Genomic DNA, 23,350 nt, shown 5'->3' with positions numbered 1-23,350 from the left:
ACATATAGCAGATTACCTCGCTGTATAACCTCCATCCACAATTAAATTTTGCCCTGTAACCCAACGAGATGCATCACTAAGTAAATAGATACAAGCATTAGAAACATCTACAACTTCACCCAATCCCAAAGGAAAACCACTTACACGTTTCTGATAATCTTCCTCCGAAAGATCTGAAAGAAAATTTTGCATTAAAGGAGTTAAAATAGTTCCGGGAGAAATACAATTGATACAAATCTTCTTCTTTGCTAATTCCAATGCCATGGAACGAACAGCACTGACCATTGCCCCTTTAGAGGCAGCATAGGCCGATACTCCACCACGCCCTATAATTGAAGTAATAGATGATATCAACACAATATGCCCACCATCCCTGAAATATTTCTTATTACTAAAATAACGGATAAACTCAAAAGCACCTAAAGTATTTACTTTAAATACATTTATATAGTCATCAGGAGTCAACAATTTTATTGGCAAAGTTTTTTCAACACCAGCAGCATAGACAAATCCATCAATCTTACCCTGTTTTTCAACTATTTCATCTACAAGAGTTTTTATCTGGTCTGTCTGAAATAAATCAAACTTATAATAACAATGTCTTTCCGGATGATCTAATAATGACAATGTTTCTTGCAAACGAATTTCATTACGAGCTATAAGTATAACTTTAGCCCCCATCCGACTACAATCTATTGCGCACTGTTGTCCAATGCCAGAAGAAGCACCAGTCACCAATACTGTTTTATCTTCAAGTGAAAAAGGATTATACATATTATTTTACCAACTCACCATTCTCTACTTCTACAATGCTGCTAATTCTACAGTCCACAAAGGGAACAATAGCGGTAGCCCAAGTCATACCTACCCCAAAAGCACTCATCAAAATATTTTTCTTGCCATCAAGCTTATCCTTCAACTCACTGACAATTGTCAAAGGTACAGAGACAGAAGATGTATTACCAAACTTGGCGATGGTAGAAGGCATCTTATCCAGATCAAGCTTCATTTTCTTTGCTATGTAAGAATTAATAAAGTTATTGGCCTGATGAAAAACAATATAATCAAAATCATCTGTGGACATTTGAGAAAATTCAAGTGTCTTCTTTATGTCACGCGGGATCTCACGAATAACAAAATTGAACACATCACCACCTTTCATATAACCCTGTTCATCACTTCTAATATTACCATATTCATCAACTACTTTTTCCCGAATAGTATCTGCACTACTCATATGACGATAACCACCACCAGGAATCATAATCAAATCTGCCCGAGAACCATCTGAATTGAGTGAAAAAATACTCTTACCATACTTTACATCTCGCTCTATGAGAGCCGCAACACCACCATCGCCAAAAATAAAAGCACTACGTCGATCTTTAGGAGAATACACTTTACTACGTGTCTCTCCATCAAGAATTAAAGCCTTACGAATATTCTCACCTTGCATCATAGCATATACTACAGAAAGACCATAGCAGAAAGCAGAACAACCAAGAGTTATATCGAAAGCTATGCAATTATGCGAAAGTCCTAAACGCTCCTGAAGAATAAGTGAGGTAGCTGGCATACGATAATCCGGTGTCTGTGATATAAAGACAAGAAGGTCTATCTCAGATCTATCAATATTATTATCCTTCAACAGTTTTTCTGCTGCTGCAAAGCAAAGATCAGAAGAACAAGTATTTTCATCAGCAAAACGGCGCTCAAAAATGCCTATCTTATCAACAATCTCTTTTACTTGATCTGCAGGAAAGCATTCTGTGTATTCGTAATTATTTATTACACATTTAGGTACAGCAGCAGCCATAGCTGATATGCCAATATTCTGATACGTAAGAAAAGCCATTATCCCTCAATATATATTTAACCAATTGCTATCTTATAAAGGTCTTCAATCGTAGAACATTCCTTTATAGCTGAGTCGCCTATCTCTTTTTCAAATTCTTCATCAAAAAAGGCAACAAGCAGCATTACCGAAAGAGAAGACCATTCATCTAAATCACGAAAATCAGTATCGCCATTCAAAGATTCGATATCCTCTACCTCAATTACTTCTGCAAATTTCTCTATAAATTCTTTTAAGTCCATAAACATATACAATTAATAATTACAATATACTATATTTATAAGTCAACGTCTTCCCATGGATAGGGATTTTCTTCAATATTCTTCAGTTCCTCTATCGCTTCCTTCTGTTCAGCAGTCAGTCGAAAAGTAACCCAACTATCAATAATAGCATGAGCCTCTTTAGCCAACTCCTCTGCATAAACCTCACCATAGCAATAAGTCAGTAGGCGAACTTTCAACAACGAAGCAGGAATCTGTGGAAGAACGTCAAGACTACGCTCCAGAACTTTCTGAATATATTCCTGTTTATGCCCATTATCATACATTGTGGCATTGAAGGCTACCAAAAGACCTAAACAAAGCTCGGCTTCAGCTTCAGGAGTTGAGCCATGTTTTCCATATGAATTTAGAGCTGATTCATAAACATCACGATTCAGACGGGTGAAACTATCAACATAAATCGGACTGCCATCCTGACCTAGAGTGAGAAGACTGTGAGCCAGGGAAAATAAGGATGAAACTTGATCACTCATATATTTAATTATGATTTAGAATTTATGATTTAAGACACTGAAATCAGTCAGTTATCGGTTCTACAAGCGAAGAGTGAATAAAAGTCGTTGCAACAGCCATGACACCTTCAATATTGACAACCACACGACGGTCGCGACGGATACGGACAAATTCTCCCACTGCACCCTCGAAAACGCCCCCTTTTACACGCACTTTCTGACCTCTTACCAGTTGCAATTCAGCGGGCTCTACATAAATAACCGATTCCTCGTAGGTACCAGCAACAAGAATGAAACTACGCATCTGATCTTCCGGAACGATAACAGGAAGATGATTTTCGCGATTCATAATGTAACGTATAGGGATGTTCATACCGGCTCTATCCTTCAATGTATCGATACGCTTACGAGTAGAGCGAATGAAAACAAGGTTATGCACGGCAGGAACAAACTTACAAATGCGACGGCCATCTTTCACGACATAATCGCGACGCATCGGAATAAAATTCTCTATCTTCTCTTCATCCAGAAAAGCTTTCAGAGCCAGTTCACGGCCGTATGTGACACGTACTGCAAACCAGTGGAGGCGAGGGGTGATGTTCACGTCAGAATATTCTTTGGGGACACCGGAGTAGTGAAATACTTACCGATCATTTTATGTAATGCAGTTGTTTTCAACAACTTATTCAGCATTCATCTTATTCCAAAGCGTTTCGTCATCTCGATCAAAAAGCAGTGAAACAGTTATGTAAAAAGGCTATTAACGAAGAGGTAAAAGAAGACGAAGTGTCTTTTAATCGTTCGTTTAATGTGCGCAATCTTAAGCGCAAAAAATAAATACCAAGAATTATAAAAATGAGAAGATATTAAATCTATTTTTATTTAGTACAAAGATGTTGAGTATCAGCAATATAAGATCTGAAATATTTTTTATTAGAAATATTTTTATTAAACACCTTGTACATTCGAAAAATACCCATTATCTTTGCGCACATTAAACGAACGTTTTTTGCACACCCCTATTTTAAAACGATATACTACTATATATCAACACATTACCATTATTATAAATACTTTTTTTAAAGTCCCCTTTTCATTTTTTCCATCTATAATAAAAAATCAAGAATATTCTATTATACATCTATAAATCAGCAAGATAGGATTTACATCAAAAGAGAAACATAGCAGAATGAAGAAAAAAAAGAAAACATTGCAGACCGATACTCAGAACAGAGTTAGTGAAAGAAATATATCAAGAAGGTAAAAATTAGTGTTTACATAGTTTTCATCAGGCAAGCTCACTAATTTGATTATTTAAGATACAGTATAATCAAGGAATTGTCATATTAACGAGTTCTTCCAGCGTACCGTTGAAAACATTCAAATCGACCTCTTCTCTGATACCGGGAACATTTCCTGCATCCGTATGCTGCCAGAAGTGCCACGGGCCTTCATATTTCACAGAATCCACGTAATAGTGCGCAATCCAATAAGGATACGTATTGAATATGGAATCGCTGAGATAACGGCTCTTGAATTTATAAGAAGTATAAAGAATCGGCTTCACACCATAATGCGCCTCTATGCGGTCAAGCCAGGTTTTGACGGCAGTCTTTAAATCTTTCGGGGTACTTTTACCAATATTTTCCACATCCAGCACAGGCGGCAAGTCTCCGGCAGTAAGCTGAACGGTGCGGATAAAGAAATCAGCCTGTTTATTAGGATCTGTTTTAGGAGAAAAGAAATGATAAGCTCCACGAATGAAACCATAACGGCGTGCCTGGTCGAAATTAAACGGGAAGGTATCGTCACCATGGTCACCGCCTTCAGTGGCTTTCATGAAAACAAAATGTATGGGGAATCGGGATGCTTTGTTGGAGGTCAGTTGCACCCAGTCTATACTCCCCTGATAATGAGAAATGTCAATACCATGCACTTCATAGTCACAGGGCATGCAGACACCGTATCCTTTCTGTCCCGCACAGGGTTTCCAGCGATAGGCATACGGACGAATGAAGAACCAATAAAAACCAGCGGAGAACACGGCAATGATGCAGACTGCAACTATAGTGCGCAGCCATGCGGGCATAACACGCTCTTTGCTTGTCTTCTTGCCACGACGCACAGCAGGTGCGGCAGGGCGGGAAGAAGCGGGTTTCCGGCGGGTTGTAGTTGTACGAGGTTTCTTGTCTGCCATAAATGACAATAATAATGATAAAGGAAAAGGATGTGATAAAAGTGATGACAGCACTTATAGGGGCGAATAATCATTCGCCCGCAAGTACAACACCCTTAACACATCCTTCTCTCGGAAGATCTATTTTGCTTGTTCTAACTGCAAAGTCTTCGTCGGCTGGTCACAAACTTCCGTAGGTCCGAAGTACTGGATAGGTCCCGGATATACATAGTCTGTAGTGATAGCCCACTGGTCGCGCTGAGCGGCAAATGCCTTGAACGGAGCACCGTCCAGTTTCACCAGAGCTTTCTGGATAACCGGCTTCATTTCGCCATGACGACGTTCCATGTTCATCATCATTGTGATGGGCACACCGCCTGCAATCCATTCGTCAGCCGGAGCAGTCGTGTTGCGTACAGAAGACATATAACCTGTCTTACCGTTAGCAATCAGAGAAGCTGCCGTGTAACCTAATGAGTAGCAGTAGTCAGCATCATAGTTGGACGGAGCTGCGCAACGGCCTTCATAACCGAAGAAATGATGCTGGGAAGCAAACTTACCTACGAACTTGCCTTCTTCTTTCCATGCAGCAAGCTTGGTAGCTACCATTTCCGACAACAGTTTTTCTGTTTCGATCAAAGATACCTGTACGTTTCCGTGCGGGTCACGATCCAGTGTCAACTGACGTGCAACACCTTCGGGCAGGCTGGCATAGATAGCGGCATTTTCCGGAGACAGTTTACGGATGATATAGTCACGTTGGTGTGACTTCTTGATCTGAGAGAATTCTTCAGCATTTGCAGCGAGGAAGTCATTCAACTCAGCAATCAGGCGCTTCATAGCGGGGATAAACTCAATCAAGCCTTCGGGGATAAGAACCGTACCGAAGTTGTTGCCTTGTGCAGCACGATTGGCTACTACTTGAGCGATATAAGTTACTACATCGTCCAAAGACATATCCTTTGCCTCAACTTCTTCTGATACGATACAAACGTTGGGCTGTACCTGCAAAGCACATTCCAGTGCAATGTGAGAAGCGGAACGTCCCATCAACTTGATGAAGTGCCAGTATTTACGGGCAGAGTTACAGTCACGTTGGATGTTACCGATCACTTCAGAGTAAACCTTACATGCAGTGTCGAAACCGAAAGAAGTCTCGATCATTTCGTTCTTCAGGTCACCGTCGATAGTCTTCGGACAACCGATTACCTGTACGCCACACTTCTTGGCAGCATAGTATTCAGCCAGCACACAAGCATTCGTATTAGAGTCGTCACCACCGATGATGACCAATGCTTTGATATCAAGTTGTTTCAGGATTTCCAGACCCTTTTCGAACTGATCTTCTTTTTCCAGTTTCGTACGACCGGAACCGATGATATCGAAACCACCCGTGTTGCGATATTCGTCGATGATATCAGCTGTCAGTTCCATATAGTTGTGATCTACCAAACCGCCGGGGCCGAGGATGAAACCATAGAGCTTGCTATCCTTATTCAGCTTCTTGATACCGTCGAAGATACCTGAAATCACATTGTGACCACCGGGAGCCTGACCGCCTGAAAGGATAACGCCTACGTTCATAGCAGGGAACGTAACCACTTCGTCAGTAGCCTCAAACTTAATCAAAGGCATTCCGTACGTGTTGGGGAACAATTTCTGGATAGCTTCCTGATCGGCTACAGATTGAGTAGCTGCGCCAGCTACTGCCTTAACGGCCCCCTTCAACGCTTTCGGAAGTTTGGGCTGATAGGCAGCCCTTGCAATTTGCAATGCACTTTTTGTCATTTTATCTAATTATTTAAAGGTGTTAGTAAAGTTTCGTTCAAAAGCGTCGCAAATTTCGTGTTTTTTTCTGAATTATGAAAGGATGCGCACATCAAAAAAAATATGAAATGTTGGTTTATACCGTGGAAAGTACTTATCTTTACCGGAGATATTTCAATTTATTCACTAAAAAAGTAAAGATTATGGCAAGTAGAAGAGAACTCAAGAAAAACGTCAATTATATCGCAGGTGAACTGTTCATGGAGTGTTTGGTAAACAGCTTATATGTACCCGGAACCGACAAGGCCAAAGCCGATAAGCTAATGGCGGAAGTTCTGGAAATGCAGGATGAATTTGTCAGCCGCATCAGTCATACTGAACCGGGAAATGTTAAGGGATTTTACAAGAAGTTCCGCGAAGACTTCAACAAGAAAGTGAATGAAATTATTGACGGTATCGGTAAACTGAAGTAAGAATCCGGAATGAAAAAAGCAATATACGGCTTTATCTACTATCGCATTTTGGGATGGAAGACAAACGTGACGGTGCCGGATTATGATAAATGCGTGATAACCGCAGCACCTCATACATCAAATTGGGATTTATTTATCGGCAAACTATTTTATGGAGCCATCGGTCGGAAAACCAGTTTCATGATGAAGAAAGAATGGTTCTTCTTTCCGCTGGGACTGATATTCAAGGCTGTGGGCGGCATACCGGTGGACCGGGGACGTAAAACATCATTGGTTGACCAAATGGCGGAAAGGTTTGCTAAAAGTAAGAAGTTTCAGCTTGCGATTACACCGGAAGGAACCCGTAAGGCTAATCCTAATTGGAAGAAAGGATTTTATTTTATAGCTTTGAAAGCGCAGGTTCCCATTGTTTTAATAGGAATCAACTATAGAACCAAGACGATTTCCGCAACAAAGGCGTTCATGCCTTCCGGAGACATCGAAAAGGATATGCGCGAGGTAAAGCTTTATTATAAGGACTTTGTAGGAAAGAATCCGAAAAACTTCGCTTTAGGAAATATGTAAGCTGAAAGTCTTTCAAACTTAGATTAAAGATGAAAGTCTTTTAAGCTCAGGTTATTCCTTAACTGTTTTAACCTTAGTATTATGCGTGTAACTCTATTACAAACAGATATTGTTTGGGAGGATAAACAAGAGAATCTCCGCCTACTCCGCAAGAAGCTGGAAACGCTTCGCGGAGAAGCGGAGATTGTTGTCTTGCCCGAAACCTTCTCCACCGGATTCAGCATGAACAGTCGGCAACTGGCCGAGCCTGTAACCGGTGATACCATCACCACCCTGCGCCAATGGGCTACAGAATTCCAAATTGCCATCACGGGTAGTTATATCGCCTGTAACGAAGGTACAGTTTCTCCTACCAACCACCACCCTTACTACAACCGTGCTTTCTTCCTGACTCCCGAAGGAGAAGCTTACTATTATGATAAGCACCATCTCTTCCGCATGGGAAAAGAAACGGAACATTTCAGTGCGGGAAACCGGCGGCCGATCATTTCTTACCGGGGGTGGAATATTCTTTTGCTTGTCTGCTACGACTTACGTTTTCCGGTCTGGAGCCGTAATGTGAACAACGAATACGATCTCCTGATATACGTCGCCAACTGGCCTGTTCCCCGCCGTCGGGTGTGGGATGTCCTGTTGCAAGCGCGTGCACTCGAAAATATCTGCTACGTATGTGGCGTAAACCGGGTCGGTACGGATGATAACCAAATGTCATATAGCGGTGGCAGCGTGATTTATTCACCAAAAGGTGAGCTCCTTGCCAGTGTGCCTGATAACGAAGAGGGCACCGACACCGTTTCTCTCGACCTCTCCGCATTAAGAGAATTCAGAAGCAAATTCCCCGCATGGAAAGACGCGGACTTTTTTCAATTGACAATTGAGAATTGACAATTCACCATTGTAACTTAATAACTACTATAATCATGGGACGAATGAAAGCTAAACATCGTATAGCTGATAAGCTATTCTTTCTGTTACTGAGTATTGTTGTCTTTGCTTCCTGCACAAGCAGCAAGAAAGATATTGTTCCCTCTGCCGAATACGCTCCTTATGTGAACGCATACACCGGAGGAGTCATCTCGCAAACTTCGAACATCCGCATAGAACTGACACAAGACCAGCCTATGGTGGATCTGAACAATGAGCTGAAAGAGAACCCATTCAGTTTCTCTCCCTCTCTGAAGGGTAAGGCGTATTGGGTCAGCAACAATACCATTGAATTCGTTCCTGAAGCGGGTATTCTGAAACCGGGACAATTCTACGAAGGCACTTTCCAACTGGGCAAATTTGTAGAAGTGGACAGCCGCCTGAAAGAATTCAAGTTTTCTTTCAGGGTGCAGGAACCCAATTTCTCTCTCAACGTTGAACCGCTGACAACAGCCGACATAAACAGCCACTCCGAACAGGTAGGCATCAAAGGAGAAATACGCTTCAGTGATGCCGCAAAGAAAGAAGCGGTAGAAAAAATGCTGACTGCCGGAAACGGGAAAGGACAAACCTACCCGGTAAACATCACCCCGACAGATAACCCGACACGCTACCAGTTCGAGATTATCGGTATTCCCCGTGAAGAAGAAGACTATCAACTGGAAATAAAAGCGGACGGCAGCCCCGTAGGCATCGACCGCCAGCTGACCGAAAGCGTACTGATTCCTTCAAAGAACAGTTTCCGTTTCCTTTCCGCCAAGCGTATCGAAGAACCGGAAAACGGAATAGAAATTGTATTTTCCGACCCGGTTTCCACTACACAGGATTTGAAAGGATTGATTGAAATTCCGGAAGTATCCACTTCCATCTTTCAGGTAGAAAGCAACAAAGTATATATCTACTTTGAAGCAAACCAACTGAATAAACTGACACTGAAGATACATGAGGGAGTGAAAAACAGCAAAGATAAATCACTTGGTACCTCCCACTCCATCTCGTTCAGCGAGCTCAATCTGAAACCGCAAGTGGAAATGTCTACTTCGGCCGCTATCCTGCCCGACTCCAAAAGCCTGATTATCCCATTCCGGGCAGTCAATCTTTATGCAGTGGATTTGAGCGTCATCCGCATTTTCGAGAACAACGTGCTGATGTTTATGCAGACAAATACCCTTTCGTCTGCCAGCGAACTGCGACGTTCCGGGCGGTTGGTTTACCAGAACACGCTTTGGCTGAGTAAAGACAGTACGAAAGATGTGCACCGCTGGGAAGATTATTCGATAGACCTTGCCGGACTTATCCGACAGGAACCGGGAGCCATCTACCGCGTTATTCTTTCCTTCCGGCAGGAATACTCGGCATATCCTTGCAGCGGAACAGAGAACCAGCAGATGAGTTTTGCCGGCAATGCAGCCCCCGAAGGACTGACAAAAGTCAGCGGAAATACTCTTTTTGAAGAAAACGAAGCGGAATGGGACACCCCCGAAGCCTACTTCTATTATAACGGCGGAGTTCAAATGGACTGGAGACAGTATGACTGGAGGCAACGCAACAATCCCTGCCACCCTTCCTATTATATGGACTCCGACCGGGCGGCATCCTGCAATGTATTCGCTTCGAATATAGGAATGATTGTGAAACGGAATTCACTGAACAAGCTCTGGATTGCCGTAAGTAACATCCTGGACACCAAGCCGATGGAAAAAGCGAAAGTGACCGCTTATAACTTCCAGTTGCAAGCCATCGGAACTGGTGAAACCAACAGTGAGGGCTTTGTGGAAATCACCCCGAAAGGCGTACCTTTCATCCTCGTAGCCGAAGTGGACAAACAGAAAGCATATGTCCGCGTGGCAGATGGTGAAGAACAATCCGTCAGTCGGTTTGACGTAGGCGGAAAGGATATTCAAAAAGGCTTAAAGGGCTTTGTATATGGAGAAAGAGGGGTATGGAGACCGGGAGATACGCTTCACGTAGCCTTCATCCTGGAAGACCGGGAAAAGAGAATTCCGGACAAACATCCCGTAGCGCTGGAACTTTATAATCCGAGAGGCCAGTTCTATACGAAAATGATTTCTACACAAGGTGTAAATGGTTTCTATACTTTTGATATTCCGACACGGGCAGAAGATCCGACCGGATTATGGAACGCCTATGTCAAAGTGGGTGGAACAGCTTTCCATAAGAGCCTCCGCATAGAAACCGTAAAACCGAACCGGCTGAAGATCAACCTAAAATTACCCGATAAGGTCATTCAGGCTTCAGCAAAAGAAATGCCGGTAGCCCTTTCTTCCACGTGGTTGACGGGAGCCACGGCATCCAGGCTGAAAACCAAAGTGGAAATGTCCCTGTCAAGGGTAAATACGCAATTCAAGAATTACAGCCAATACATCTTCAATAATCCGGCAACTGAATTTACGACCGTGAAGAGCGATGTATTCGACGGTACGCTGGATGCGGAAGGAAAGGCCGCTTTCATGCTGAAGCTGCCACCTGCCACCAATGCACCGGGCATGCTGAATGCAACCCTGACCAGCCGCGTATTCGAGCCGGGAGGAGATGCCAGCATTTATACACAGACCATTCCGTTCTCTCCCTTCTCATCCTATGTCGGCATCAACCTGAACCAACCGAAAGGGAAATATGTAGAAACAGATAAGGATCATGTATTCGACCTTGTCACGGTGAACGCGGAAGGACAATTGGTGAACCGTTCCAACCTGGAATACAGAATCTACCGCGTCTCCTGGAGTTGGTGGTGGGAAAACCGGGAAGAATCATTCGGCACTTACATAAACAGTAGTTCCATCACTCCCGTAGCCAGTGGAAACATCCGGACTACAGGCGGAAAAGCGACTTTCAAGTTTCGGGTTAACTATCCGGACTGGGGACGATATCTGGTGTATGTAAAGGATAAGGAAAGCGGGCACGCCACCGGCGGAACCGTTTATATAGACTGGCCCGACTGGCGCGGACGTTCAAGCAAGACTGACCCAAGCGGCATCAAGATGCTGGCCTTCTCACTGGATAAGGAATCATACGAAATCGGTGAAACGGCAACTGCCATCATCCCTGCCGCCGCAGGAGGGCGGGCACTGGTTTCCTTGGAAAACGGTTCGACCGTATTGCAACGCGAATGGATTGAAGTTTCCAGCAACGGAGACACGAAATATGCTTTCAAGGTCACTCCGGAAATGGCTCCGAATGTTTACCTGCACATCAGCCTGTTGCAGCCTCATGCGCAGACTGTGAACGATTTGCCGATACGTATGTACGGTGTTGTTCCGGTATTAGTGACTAATAAGCAAACCATATTGCAACCGCAAATTAAAATGCCGGAAGTGTTGCGTCCGGAAACCGACTTCAATGTGACTGTCAGCGAGAAGAGTGGTAAACCCATGACGTATACGCTGGCTATCGTGGATGACGGTTTGCTCGACCTGACGAACTTCAAGACTCCCGACCCGTGGAATGATTTCTATGCCCGCGAAGCATTGGGCATCCGTACCTGGGATATGTATGACGATGTGCTCGGAGCTTCGGCAGGACGTTACAGTTCTTTGTTCAGCACAGGTGGTGACGAAACACTGAAACCTGCCGACGCAAAAGCAAACCGGTTCAAACCGGTAGTCAAATTCATCGGCCCGTTCTATCTGGATAAGGGCAAACAAAGAACGCATACGCTGAAGCTGCCTATGTATGTGGGTTCTGTCCGCACAATGGTAGTGGCCGGACAGGATGGAGCTTACGGAAAGGCGGAAAAGACATCGTTTGTACGGACACCGTTGATGCTGTTGTCTACCCTCCCTCGTGTTCTCAGTACGCAGGAGGAAATCACTGTTCCGGTGAATATCTTTGCCATGGAAAAAGAGGTGAAGAATGTAACGGTGTCCATTCAGGCAACCGGCGGCGGAGTGCAAGTTGTAGGGAATAAACAGCAGTCCATCACTTTTGCCCAACCGGGTGACCAGCTCACATTCTTCAAGATCAAGACAGGCAGCCAAACCGGGAAAGCAACCATCCATCTGACTGCCAGCGGTGACGGAAAACAGACGAAAGAAACGATTGAAATAGAAGTGCGGAATCCGAATCCGGCAGTCACCCTGCGCACCAGCAAATGGGTGGAAGGCGGAGAAAGTGTAACCATCCCGTACAATCTGAATAATGCATCTCCGGCAAATAGCCGTTTGCTGATGGAAGTTTCGCGCATACCTCCGGTGGACATCAGCCGACGGTTCGATTTCCTGTACAACTACCAGCACCATTGCACGGAGCAGCTGACATCGAAAGTATTGCCATTGCTGTTTGTCAGCCAGTTCAAAGCCATTGACAGTGAAGAGGCGGAAAAGATAAAAGCCAATATACAGGAAGGCATCCGGCAGATTTACTCCCGGCAGCTTCCCAACGGTGGTTTCGTCTACTGGCCGGGAAATGCGGTGGCTGATGAGTGGATAACCTCTTATACGGGTATGTTCCTCGTGCTGGCACAAGAGAAAGGCTATGCCGTTCATCCGAATGTGCTGGACAAGTGGAAACGCTTCCAGCGTACCGCCGCCCAGAACTGGCGGATGCCGGAACAGAATGACAGTTGGATGTACTGGCAATCAGGATTGCAACAGGCTTACAGGTTATATACATTAGCATTGGCAGGCGCTCCTGAACAGGGAGCCATGAACCGGATGAAGGAGCAAGCCAACCTGTCGTTGCAAGCCAAATGGAGACTGGCGGCAGCATATGCCCTGACGGGTAAGACGAAGCCGGCAGAAGAACTGGTGTTCAATGCGGAAACAACCGTGAAACCCTATTCTTCACAAAACTTCATCTACGGCTCATACGACCGCGACGAGGCGATGATACTGGAAACACTGATTTTGTTGCACAAAGACCAAGCCGCCCTGCAACAGGCCAAGAAAGTTTCGCAGAATCTGGCAGATGAGAACTGGTTCAGTACACAGTCCACAGCTTTCTCACTGATGGCAATGGGACGTCTGGCGGAAAAACTCTCAGGCACACTGGATTTCACCTGGAGTTGGAACGGAAAGCAACAACCTGCCGTGAAGTCGGCTAAGGCTGTATTCGGAAAGGAACTGGCTACTACCCCGGCATCGGGAAATGTGACAGTAAAGAATCAAGGTAAGGGAGCGTTGAATGTGGACTTCATTACACGTATACAGTTAGTCAACGATACACTGCCCGCAATTTCCAATAATCTCCGCCTGGATGTGAAATATACGGATATGAACGGAGCGACTATATCTATAGATGACATCCGGCAAGGCACTGACTTTATGGCTGTCATCACCGTAGGCAATATCAGTGGGACTACCGGTTATAGCAATCTGGCGTTAACGCATATCATTCCGTCAGGATGGGAGATTTACAATGAACGTTTTATAACTCCGGAGGCTACTCCTACCCGCAATTATACCTATCAGGATATTCGCGACGACCGCGTACTGACTTACTTTGACCTGCAACGTAGCGAACTGAAAAAGTTTACCGTAAGGCTGCAAGCCACGTATGCCGGTAATTTTGTTCTGCCTGCCGTCCAGTGCGAAGCCATGTATGACGCTTCGGCACAGGCACGGACAAGGGCGGGAAGGACGACGGTTAGTAGGTAACGGAGTACCTCAGTAAGTAAAAAACAGAGTATCTCAATTCCCCTCCTTCTGGGAGGAGGAGAACGGGGATAGTTATATAAACCATGGATGAAAGTTCAGATTATCAACTTCTTCAAGCACCTGTCTATCACCGGAAAAGTAATACTCAGCATTATTACAATTCTGGTGATAGGCTATATCTTTTGTCTCCCCAGAGAATTGTTCCATGTCCCCTACTCTACCGTCGTGACCGACCGCAACGGAGATCTATTAGGTGCACGCATAGCCTCCGACGGTCAATGGCGTTTTCCTCCCCGAACCACTACTCCGGAGAAAATGAAGCAATGCCTGATGATGTTTGAAGACAGGCATTTCTATTATCACTGGGGCGTCAACCCATTCGCTACCGGAAGAGCTGTCTGGCAAAATCTGAAAAACAAACGCGTCGTCAGCGGTGGAAGCACCCTCACGATGCAGACCATCCGGCTGGCAAGAAATGAATCGCGCACCTTCGGGGAGAAATTCATTGAAATGATCCTGGCTACCCGTCTCGAATTCCGCGCTTCGAAAGAAGAAATCCTGTCGATGTACGTCTCGCACGCCCCGTTCGGCGGAAATGTTGTAGGACTGGATGCCGCAGCATGGAGATACTTCGGACATTCCGCAGAAGATTTGTCGTGGGCAGAAGCTGCCATGCTGGCTGTGCTGCCCAATGCGCCTTCGATGATTCATCTCTCAAAGGCACGCCAGGCACTACTCGAAAAGCGCAACAGACTCCTGAAACAACTATATAAGGAAGAAGTAATAGATGAATCGACCTACGAACTGGCTGTCAGCGAACCACTTCCTGAAGAACCGCATCCGTTGCCACAAATAGCCCCACACCTGGTCAGCCGCTTCTATCAAGAACGAAACGGGAAGTATTCCGTATCAACCATCGACAGGGGAATCCAGACACAGATTGAAAGTCTGGCCGAACGATGGAGCAACGAATTCAACCGGAGCGATATACGTAATCTGGCAATCCTGGTGATTGATATCCGGAACAATCAAGTAGTAGCCTATTGCGGAAATGTCAACTTTGAGCGCAAACAGGCAGGAAATCAAGTAGATGTCATTCAGGCTCCCAGAAGCACGGGAAGTATTCTGAAGCCATTCCTCTACTATGCGATGTTGCAGGAAGGCAGCCTGTTACCGGATATGCTGCTGCCGGATATACCGGTTAATATCAACGGATTCACTCCCCAGAACTTCAACTTGCAGTTTGAGGGGGCGGTTCCTGCATCGGAGGCGCTTGCACGGTCGCTGAATATTCCGGCTGTCACGATGCTGCAAAGATATGGAGTCCCAAAGTTTCACAGTTTCCTACGGCAAACAGGATTTAAGACAATTAACCGTCCCGCCTCCCATTATGGATTATCACTTATTCTGGGCGGCGCGGAAGCTACACTATGGGACGTGACGAGTGCATACGCTAATATGGGACGAAGCTTGCTGCAACTTCCGCAAGAAAAATGCAGCTTACTGCTTGCTTCTTCTCAAGAAAAGGAGGAGAAGAGATCCTACGACAAGCTCAGGATGACAGAAAGTGAGCAACAGGCAGCGGAGAGTGAGCTTAGGGAAACGAAGCAAACGGCATCGGAGGCAAGCGGAACAGATATTTTTCAGCCGGGTGCCGTATGGCAAACCTTTGATGCCCTGACCGAAGTCAACCGCCCCGAAGAGATAGACTGGAAATCCATCCCCTCCATGCACTCCATTGCCTCGAAAACCGGAACAAGTTATGGTTTCCGCGATGCCTGGGCTGTCGGAGTCACCCCCAGATATGCAGTAGGCGTATGGGTGGGGAACGCAACCGGAGAAGGAAAGCCCGGTCTTGTAGGAGCACGGACAGCGGGTCCGGTATTGTTTGACATATTCAATATGCTTCCTGCCTCACGATGGTTCAAACGTCCGGGAGATATCTTTGTCAAAGCTGAAATATGCCGGAAATCAGGACATCTGAAAAGTAGATTCTGTGAAGAGACGGACACCTTATTGATTCTTCCTGCAGGGCTCAAGACAGAAGCCTGCCCCTATCATCATCTCATCACTTTGTCGGCTGATGAAACCCAACGCATTTATGAAAATTGTGCCAATACGGAGCCCACCATCCAAAAGTCATGGTTCACTCTGCCGCCCGTATGGGAATGGTATTATAAACAGCATCATCCGGAATACAATCCACTTCCACCCTTCAAGCCGGGTTGCGGAGAAGACGCCCTGCAACAGATGCAATTCATCTATCCACCGATGAATGCCCGCATCGTGTTGCCCCGGCAGATGGACGGAAGCAAAGGCTTCATCACCGTCGAACTGGCACATAGCAATCCCGCCACTACCATCTATTGGCACCTCGACAACTGCTATCTAACTCAAACTCAGGACTTCCATAAAATCTCCCTGCAACCCAGCTCCGGCAAACATTCACTGACTGCCGTAGATGATGCAGGAAATACGGTTTCTACTACTTTCTTTGTGGAATAGCGAAACAAACCTTGCATCAGAATAAATTTTAGGCTTTTTAAAGAAAATACCTAAAAAGAGTGAGTGCTTTGTTGCTAAAAAGTGCCTACATTTGTACCCCGAAACAGTGCGGCAAAAAACACCTTGTTCCGAAAAACAACCCCAACGCTTTTAGGAGTGAACTTTGTTTTTCGTATATTTGTTAAATCTTAGAAGTGATAAGCTTTAATCAATTTATTAATACCAATAAGTTATGAAAACCAATCTTAGTTCTCAAATCACTCTCAACAGAGTCTCCCCCAGGTATTACAGACCTGAGAATGCATTTGAAAGGTCGGTACTGACCCGACTCGAAAAAATCCCAACCGACATTTACGAATCGGCAGAGGAAGGAGCCAACCACATTGCTTGTGAAATTGCGCAACTTATCCGCGATAAACAGAAAGCCGGACGCTTCTGCGTATTGGCATTGCCTGGTGGTAATTCTCCCCGTAACGTATATTCAACCCTCATCCGCATGCATAAGGAAGAAGGTCTGAGTTTCCGTAATGTCATCATATTCAACCTTTACGAATATTATCCACTTACGTCGGATGCCATCAACAGCAATCTGAATGCCCTGAAAGAGATGTTTCTGGATCATGTGGATATTGACAAACAAAACGTTTTCAGCCCGGACGGCACCATCCCCAAAGATACCATCTTCGAATACTGCCGCCTGTATGAACAGCGTATAGAAAGCTTCGGTGGCCTGGACGCTGTGTTACTGGGTATCGGACGCGTAGGTAACATCGGTTTCAATGAACCGGGCTCCCGTCTGAACTCCACTACCCGACTGATTTTATTGGATAGCGACTCACGCAACGAAGCATCCAAAATGTTCGGTAGCATTGAAAGTACGCCTATCAGTTCCATAACGATGGGGGTTTCTACCATATTGAGCGCCAAGAAAATCTATCTGATGGCTTGGGGTGAGGATAAAGCCAAAATGGTAAAAGAATGTGTGGAAGGTGCGGTAACCGACACTATCCCGGCTTCTTACCTGCAAACTCATAACAATGCCCATGTCGTTATCGACCTCTCTGCAGCTGGTAATCTGACACGCATCCAACGTCCGTGGCTGGTGACTTCCTGCGAATGGAACGATAAACTGATTCGCAGTGCCATCGTATGGCTTTGCCAATTGACTGGAAAACCAATCCTTAAACTGACCAATAAGGATTATAACGAAAACGGATTGAGCGAATTGCTGGCTTTATTCGGTTCGGCATACAATGTGAATATCAAGATATTCAACGACTTGCAGCACACCATCACCGGCTGGCCCGGTGGAAAGCCAAACGCTGACGACACTTATCGTCCCGAACGTGCGAAGCCGTATCCGAAACGGGTCGTTGTATTCTCTCCGCATCCGGACGACGACGTGATTTCTATGGGTGGCACCATCCGCCGCCTGGTAGAGCAGAAACATGATGTGCACGTAGCTTACGAAACTTCCGGCAACATTGCCGTAGGTGATGAAGAAGTAATCCGCTTCATGCATTTCATCAATGGTTTCAACCAGATTTTCAATAACAGCGAAGATCAGGTGGTCATTGATAAATATGCAGAAATCCGCAAGTTCCTGAAAGAGAAAAAAGACGGCGATATTGATACGCGCGATATCCTGACCATCAAAGGTTTGATTCGCCGCGGTGAAGCACGCACGGCATGTACTTACAACAATATACCGCTGGATCACTGCCACTTCCTCGACCTGCCCTTCTACGAAACAGGCCGCATCCAGAAAGGTCCGCTGACGGAAGCTGACGTAGAAATCGTACGCAACCTGTTGCGCGAAGTGAAACCTCACCAGATATTCGTTGCCGGCGACCTTGCCGACCCGCATGGAACACACCGTGTCTGCACGGATGCAGTGTTTGCAGCCATTGACCTGGAGAAAGAAGAAGGTGCAAAGTGGTTGAAGGATTGCCGCATCTGGATGTATCGTGGTGCGTGGGCTGAATGGGAAATTGAAAACATTGAAATGGCAGTGCCTATCAGTCCGGAAGAATTGCGTGCGAAACGCAACTCCATCCTGAAACACCAGTCGCAGATGGAAAGCGCACCGTTCCTGGGTAATGACGAGCGCCTGTTCTGGCAACGCAGTGAAGACCGTAACCGTGGTACGGCTGCATTGTATGACAGCCTGGGCTTGGCATCTTACGAAGCAATGGAAGCATTTGTGGAATATATTCCGTTGTAAATCACTAACAAAGAAATAAAGAAAAAAAGGTTGCAGTGTTTTATCACTGCAACCTTTTTTCATTTAACATTCTCATCAGCTTCATTTTCGTGTGATCTCTATCTCACCAAGATTTTCTTCATTACCATGACGCATTCAACAGATTATTCGGAGGATATGGCAACAGTTCCCTTATATTCGCCTTCGGGCAATTTGATTTTTCTCTTGTCCCCATTAAATGTCACCTCCATAAATGCTTCTGTCTGAGTTGGGTCCGAAGCATATACTTTCCACCCCTTCTTATAAGTATGCAGAATGAAAAGCCCTTTTTTATCACTTTCAAACTTTAGTTTACCGGACAAGGAAATACTTCCGGCTTCATACAATGCAAGTAAATATGTATCTTGATCCAGTTGGACAGCCTGACATTGACTAGTATTACTGATTATTTTGAATGAAGATAAATCAAAGCGTTGTACTTGCTTAGGAGTGGTAGCCGGCAATATTATATACTGATATGAATCATTTTGTGGAAGAATCCCATGATCTATATAGATAGTAAATACATCTTTTGTCAGCAATTCACTTTTAGGATATATCTTCATGATATCATTCCAGAAATTCGTACGCTGTTCAGAAAACATACGCCCTTTACCTTCCAGTAAAATATATCCGGTCTGACGATGAAAGAAGCGCTGGGGATTCTCACAAGAAAAATTCAAATCCTTCACAACCTCCCACTTCCCTTTATGCAGATGTAGTAAATCATCTCTCAGCACAGCCTGCTCTACAGAAGTATTCACCTGATAACTGCTATCCGAACGAATGCCCGCTCCTAAACACAAGATATAATCCGGTGTAAAAATCCATGTTTTTCTAGCATAAAGCTCATCCCTTACTAAATCCATCGAGGTAAGACCAATAACGCCATCATTCACATTTCCTACGAACGAACCTTTATTTTGCTTTTCAAGCCATCCCATCACATGGACAGCTTTATCTTCTTGATAGCAAGTTACACCAGGCACTTTACGCCAATCCCAACAAGGAAATACATCCGTATACTCATCACCATCCACATAAGTATAGAGAGCACCGTCTGCCAGATAATACCCCTTTACATTATCAGTGCCCGACTCTGTACCAATCACCCTGTCCGATGCCATCCTCACAGATGCCATCCAAGTGGGACAACGATGGATTGTCATATCTGATTTCCAGAAATGATACTGCCCTAACAACGAAGTTGGAGTATTACCAAGGTTTTCATCAATCAAGAGCTGATAGGTATTACTGTCTTTACTATTCACCTGCGCCAACATATTGGCAGAGAACAAACTCGAAAAAGCTTTGTTTCGCTGTGCCTGCTTGTAAAGCTGTCTTCCGAGATTATTTACGTCCATCTTGTTTTTCCACAGAATTCTCCGTACACCTTCATTAGTATAGTTAGTTATAATCTGAAAACGCTCCTCATCCAATGCCAACGAAGTGTCATCAAGAATATATGCCCAGAAACTCATAGTAGCCAAATAAGCTGCACCATAATTCCCGACCTGCTGTTGAGGTCCATGTTGATGAAAACTATAATCAACCTTAATTCCTTCTGATTTACCATAAGCCATCTTGATCTCATCGTTTATAGCATTCCTTGCTTTCCACACTAGTTGAAGGTCATTCAGCAACAAACCTTTCACCAACACATTGCCGGCTAACCAAACCTTATTTTGAGCTGTCATCCCTATCTTTGCCTGACTCATCACTTCTATAGCGTGTTTCTTTTCTTCCGTCGACAATTGATCTTCAAATAAGATAAACACAGCTCCCAGTACTTTAGGTATACCAATTTCATTATACCACCAATTGGCAGCTATCGGCTTCATTCGAAACCAATAGCCTATGGCTTTATGGATAGCCTCTGCAACCTCAGCCGATTTATAAAAATCATGCTCCGGATTACTATAAACTTTAGTCAGTTCAAGCACACGGGCTGCATGAATCCGCGGAAGCCAGCTGGCAGCCTTGCTATTAGTAAAATCAAGGTCACTCCAACTACCCTCCTCACTCAAGTCTGATAATAATTGACGAACGTACCCGACTTCTATCGGGCAACGTTCCATCAATTCTACAATCATCTGATCACCGACGATCTTTTCATGCGAAGTCTGACACATCAGCCGTATTAGCTGCTGTTCTGATTTGTTTTTATACAATATACTTTCTATATACTTCTGCCTGATGATGGATAAATCATCGGCTTTCAATCCCAAAGTAAAAATGAAAATGAAAAGTACAAAAACATAGCGTATCATATGTGATGCCATTTATTTCTCTATAAGTTCAAATTCTGTAACTTTCAAATTATCCGAACTGTTCCCGACAAAAAGTTTAAAGCTACCCGGCTCTGTTACGAACTGTCTATCTGCATTAAAGAACCCCAGTTCCTGTTCTGACAGAGTAAATTCAATCTTCCGGGTTTCTCCGGGTAACAATTCTATTTGCCGGATTCCACACAATTCAAGAACCGGACGGGTCACGGAACTGGCAACGTCCTGCAAATAAAGCTGGACGGTTTCTTTGCCCGTATACTTTCCCGTATTCTTAACAAAAGTAGTCACGACCACTGACTCTCCTGACCTATATTCTTTTTTTGATATCACAGGAGCAGCAATTTCAAAAGTTGTATAGCTCAAACCATATCCGAATGCATAGGCAGGTTTCACACTCTCATCCATATAACCGCTTACCCACGGATTGTTTGGTGTCCAAGCACGACCTGTACTTTTATGATTGTAATATATCGGACACTGACCTACATGACGGGGAAATGTCATTGGCAATTTACCAGACGGATTATAGCTACCAGTAAGCACATCTGCTATAGAATTACCAGCTTCCGTACCTAACCACCAAGTCACAAGAATGGCATCGGTATAAGGTTCCATATCGGAGAAAATCAACGGACGGCCACCCATAACCAAAGTTACAACAGGTTTCCCGGCCTTTTCCTTTATTTGTTTCACCATCAACTGCTGATTGGCATTGACACTAATATCAACTTTCGATTTCGCTTCTCCGGAATCCATGGCACGCTCTCCTACCGATACAATAAGCACATCATAACCAGAAAGATCCGGTAATGGTTTCAATTCATTCGTTTCCAAATCATAACCTTCTATATAGGTAACCTTAGCCTTGGAAAAAGCAGCTTTCAAACCATCAAAAACAGAAATCACCTCTTCTGCCTTGCCAATGGCAGACCAATTCCCCAGCATATCCTTATTAGCCTTATTCAAGGGACCGATTAAAGCTATATTACGTACGGTTGACGCAATAGGCAGAACATTCTGATTTTTCAGCAGGACGATTGAACCGGCTCCAGCTTCACGGGCTACTTTCCTGTGAACCGCATTCACTTTCTTGTCTCCGATTTCCTTCTCACGATAATTATAACGATAAGGGTCATCAAACAAGCCCAATTCGAATTTTACCGTTAAGATACGTTTTACAGCATCATCAATCAAAGTAATGTCTACAGTGCCCTCTTTCACTAAATCTATCAGATGCCTGGCATAAGTCATAGAATGCATATCCATGTCACAACCTGCAATAGCAGCCAGACGTCCTGCATCTTTATTGTCTTTTGCCATCCGGTGTTTGGCAATCTCACTAACAGAACCCCAGTCACTGACTACAAAGCCTGTGAATCCCCATTCTCCCTTCAAAACATCCCTTAAAAGAGGCTTATGGGCCGTTGCAGGAATACCGTTTATCTCATTAAAAGCATTCATAAAAGTGCCCACTCCGGCTTCTACTGCAGCCCGGAATGGTGGTAAATATACTTGTTGAAGTGTATGTTCCGAGATATCAGCTTCGGCATAATCTTTACCTGCTACCGCCGCTCCATAAGCAGCAAAATGCTTCGCACAAGCAAGCACAGTGTTTCTATCATTATAATTGGTACCCTGAAAACCTTCTACACGAGCCTTTGCCACCTGACTACCATACCAAGGGTCTTCACCGGCTCCTTCCATCGAACGCCCCCAACGGGCATCCCTGGAGATATCAACCATGGGAGCAAACGTCCAGTGAATCCCATGGGCAGAAGTCTCCGCCGCCGCCACACTGGCTGTTTTTTTTATCAATTCCAGATTAAAACTGGCAGCTTCAGCCATCGGTATCGGGAAAATAGTCCTCATCCCATGTACAACATCCAAACCAAAAATCAACGGAATCCTCAAACGGGACTGCATAGCCAAATCCTGATATTGCCTTGCACGCTCTACAGTCAATATATTAAAAATAGAACCTACCTCACCACGTTTGATTTCTTCCGTATGATTACGACTGTCAAGAGAAGGTCCGGTCAGAAGCTTATTATTGGAATACTGAATCATTTGCCCGACTTTTTCTTCCAAAGTCATAAGATTCAGTACAGAATCTACTTGATGGGTATAATCCTTCTTCCTTGTCTGAGCAGACAAGGAAGTTGCCATAATCCCTAGAATTATTGCACACAAAAGACTATTCTTTTTCAT

The 23,350-nt window shown here is 44.6% G+C and carries 15 protein-coding genes; 6 read left to right on the top strand and 9 right to left on the bottom strand.

Features of this window, described 5'->3' with window-relative positions; translation table 11 throughout:
* Nucleotides 1-12: 12 nt before the first annotated feature.
* The 7 genes from BUC01_RS15495 to BUC01_RS15465 form a co-directional block, all read right to left on the bottom strand.
* Nucleotides 13-774, bottom strand: coding sequence for an SDR family NAD(P)-dependent oxidoreductase (locus BUC01_RS15495; RefSeq protein ID WP_025831510.1), 762 nt, complete (start codon nt 772-774; stop codon nt 13-15).
* Nucleotide 775: 1 nt separating this feature from the next.
* Nucleotides 776-1,816, bottom strand: a complete 1,041-nt coding sequence (locus BUC01_RS15490; RefSeq protein ID WP_243462463.1) for a 3-oxoacyl-ACP synthase III family protein — start codon at nt 1,814-1,816, stop codon at nt 776-778.
* A gap of 56 nt (nt 1,817-1,872) precedes the next feature.
* Nucleotides 1,873-2,097, bottom strand: coding sequence for an acyl carrier protein (locus tag BUC01_RS15485; protein WP_025831506.1), 225 nt, complete (start codon nt 2,095-2,097; stop codon nt 1,873-1,875).
* Nucleotides 2,098-2,132: 35 nt separating this feature from the next.
* Nucleotides 2,133-2,609 carry a UpxZ family transcription anti-terminator antagonist gene (locus tag BUC01_RS15480; RefSeq protein ID WP_025831504.1) on the bottom strand — a complete coding sequence of 159 codons (477 nt, stop codon included), beginning with the start codon at nt 2,607-2,609 and terminating at the stop codon, nt 2,133-2,135.
* A gap of 43 nt (nt 2,610-2,652) precedes the next feature.
* Nucleotides 2,653-3,192, bottom strand: a complete 540-nt coding sequence (locus tag BUC01_RS15475; protein WP_025831502.1) for a UpxY family transcription antiterminator — start codon at nt 3,190-3,192, stop codon at nt 2,653-2,655.
* Between the two features lie 726 nt (nt 3,193-3,918).
* Nucleotides 3,919-4,785: a glycoside hydrolase family 25 protein gene (locus BUC01_RS15470; protein ID WP_034524250.1), complete on the bottom strand. Its 867-nt coding sequence runs from the start codon at nt 4,783-4,785 to the stop codon at nt 3,919-3,921.
* Between the two features lie 120 nt (nt 4,786-4,905).
* Nucleotides 4,906-6,552 (bottom strand): diphosphate--fructose-6-phosphate 1-phosphotransferase, encoded by a 1,647-nt coding sequence (locus BUC01_RS15465; protein WP_025831498.1) that lies wholly within the window; start codon nt 6,550-6,552, stop codon nt 4,906-4,908.
* A gap of 182 nt (nt 6,553-6,734) precedes the next feature.
* Between BUC01_RS15465 and BUC01_RS15460 the strand changes: the two genes are divergently transcribed.
* From BUC01_RS15460 to BUC01_RS15435, 6 genes are all read left to right on the top strand, one after another.
* Nucleotides 6,735-7,004 (top strand): hypothetical protein, encoded by a 270-nt coding sequence (locus BUC01_RS15460; protein ID WP_025831497.1) that lies wholly within the window; start codon nt 6,735-6,737, stop codon nt 7,002-7,004.
* A gap of 9 nt (nt 7,005-7,013) precedes the next feature.
* On the top strand, nt 7,014-7,568 hold the full coding sequence (locus tag BUC01_RS15455; RefSeq protein WP_025831495.1) for a 1-acyl-sn-glycerol-3-phosphate acyltransferase: 555 nt from the start codon (nt 7,014-7,016) through the stop codon (nt 7,566-7,568).
* An 81-nt stretch (nt 7,569-7,649) separates the two neighbouring features.
* Nucleotides 7,650-8,453 carry an amidohydrolase gene (locus tag BUC01_RS15450; protein WP_025831493.1) on the top strand — a complete coding sequence of 268 codons (804 nt, stop codon included), beginning with the start codon at nt 7,650-7,652 and terminating at the stop codon, nt 8,451-8,453.
* Nucleotides 8,454-8,488: 35 nt separating this feature from the next.
* A complete protein-coding gene (locus BUC01_RS15445; RefSeq protein ID WP_073314178.1) occupies nt 8,489-14,107 on the top strand; it encodes an alpha-2-macroglobulin family protein in 5,619 nt (1,872 codons plus the stop codon).
* 87 nt (nt 14,108-14,194) lie between these two features.
* Nucleotides 14,195-16,612 (top strand): penicillin-binding protein 1C, encoded by a 2,418-nt coding sequence (gene pbpC, locus BUC01_RS15440; protein ID WP_025831491.1) that lies wholly within the window; start codon nt 14,195-14,197, stop codon nt 16,610-16,612.
* Between the two features lie 232 nt (nt 16,613-16,844).
* Entirely contained in the window at nt 16,845-18,836 is a 1,992-nt protein-coding gene (locus tag BUC01_RS15435; protein WP_073314176.1) for a glucosamine-6-phosphate deaminase, read from the top strand.
* 143 nt (nt 18,837-18,979) lie between these two features.
* On the opposite strand, the gene BUC01_RS15430 is transcribed toward BUC01_RS15435, so the two are convergent.
* Nucleotides 18,980-21,124 (bottom strand): polysaccharide lyase family 8 super-sandwich domain-containing protein, encoded by a 2,145-nt coding sequence (locus BUC01_RS15430; RefSeq protein WP_244895753.1) that lies wholly within the window; start codon nt 21,122-21,124, stop codon nt 18,980-18,982.
* A gap of 12 nt (nt 21,125-21,136) precedes the next feature.
* Complete coding sequence (locus BUC01_RS15425; protein WP_025831487.1) at nt 21,137-23,350, bottom strand: glycoside hydrolase family 3 N-terminal domain-containing protein; 2,214 nt, start codon at nt 23,348-23,350, stop codon at nt 21,137-21,139.

The sequence above is a fragment of the Bacteroides stercorirosoris genome (assembly GCF_900142015.1).
Lineage (GTDB): Bacteria > Bacteroidota > Bacteroidia > Bacteroidales > Bacteroidaceae > Bacteroides > Bacteroides stercorirosoris.
This window is presented reverse-complemented; position numbering and strand designations above follow the sequence as displayed.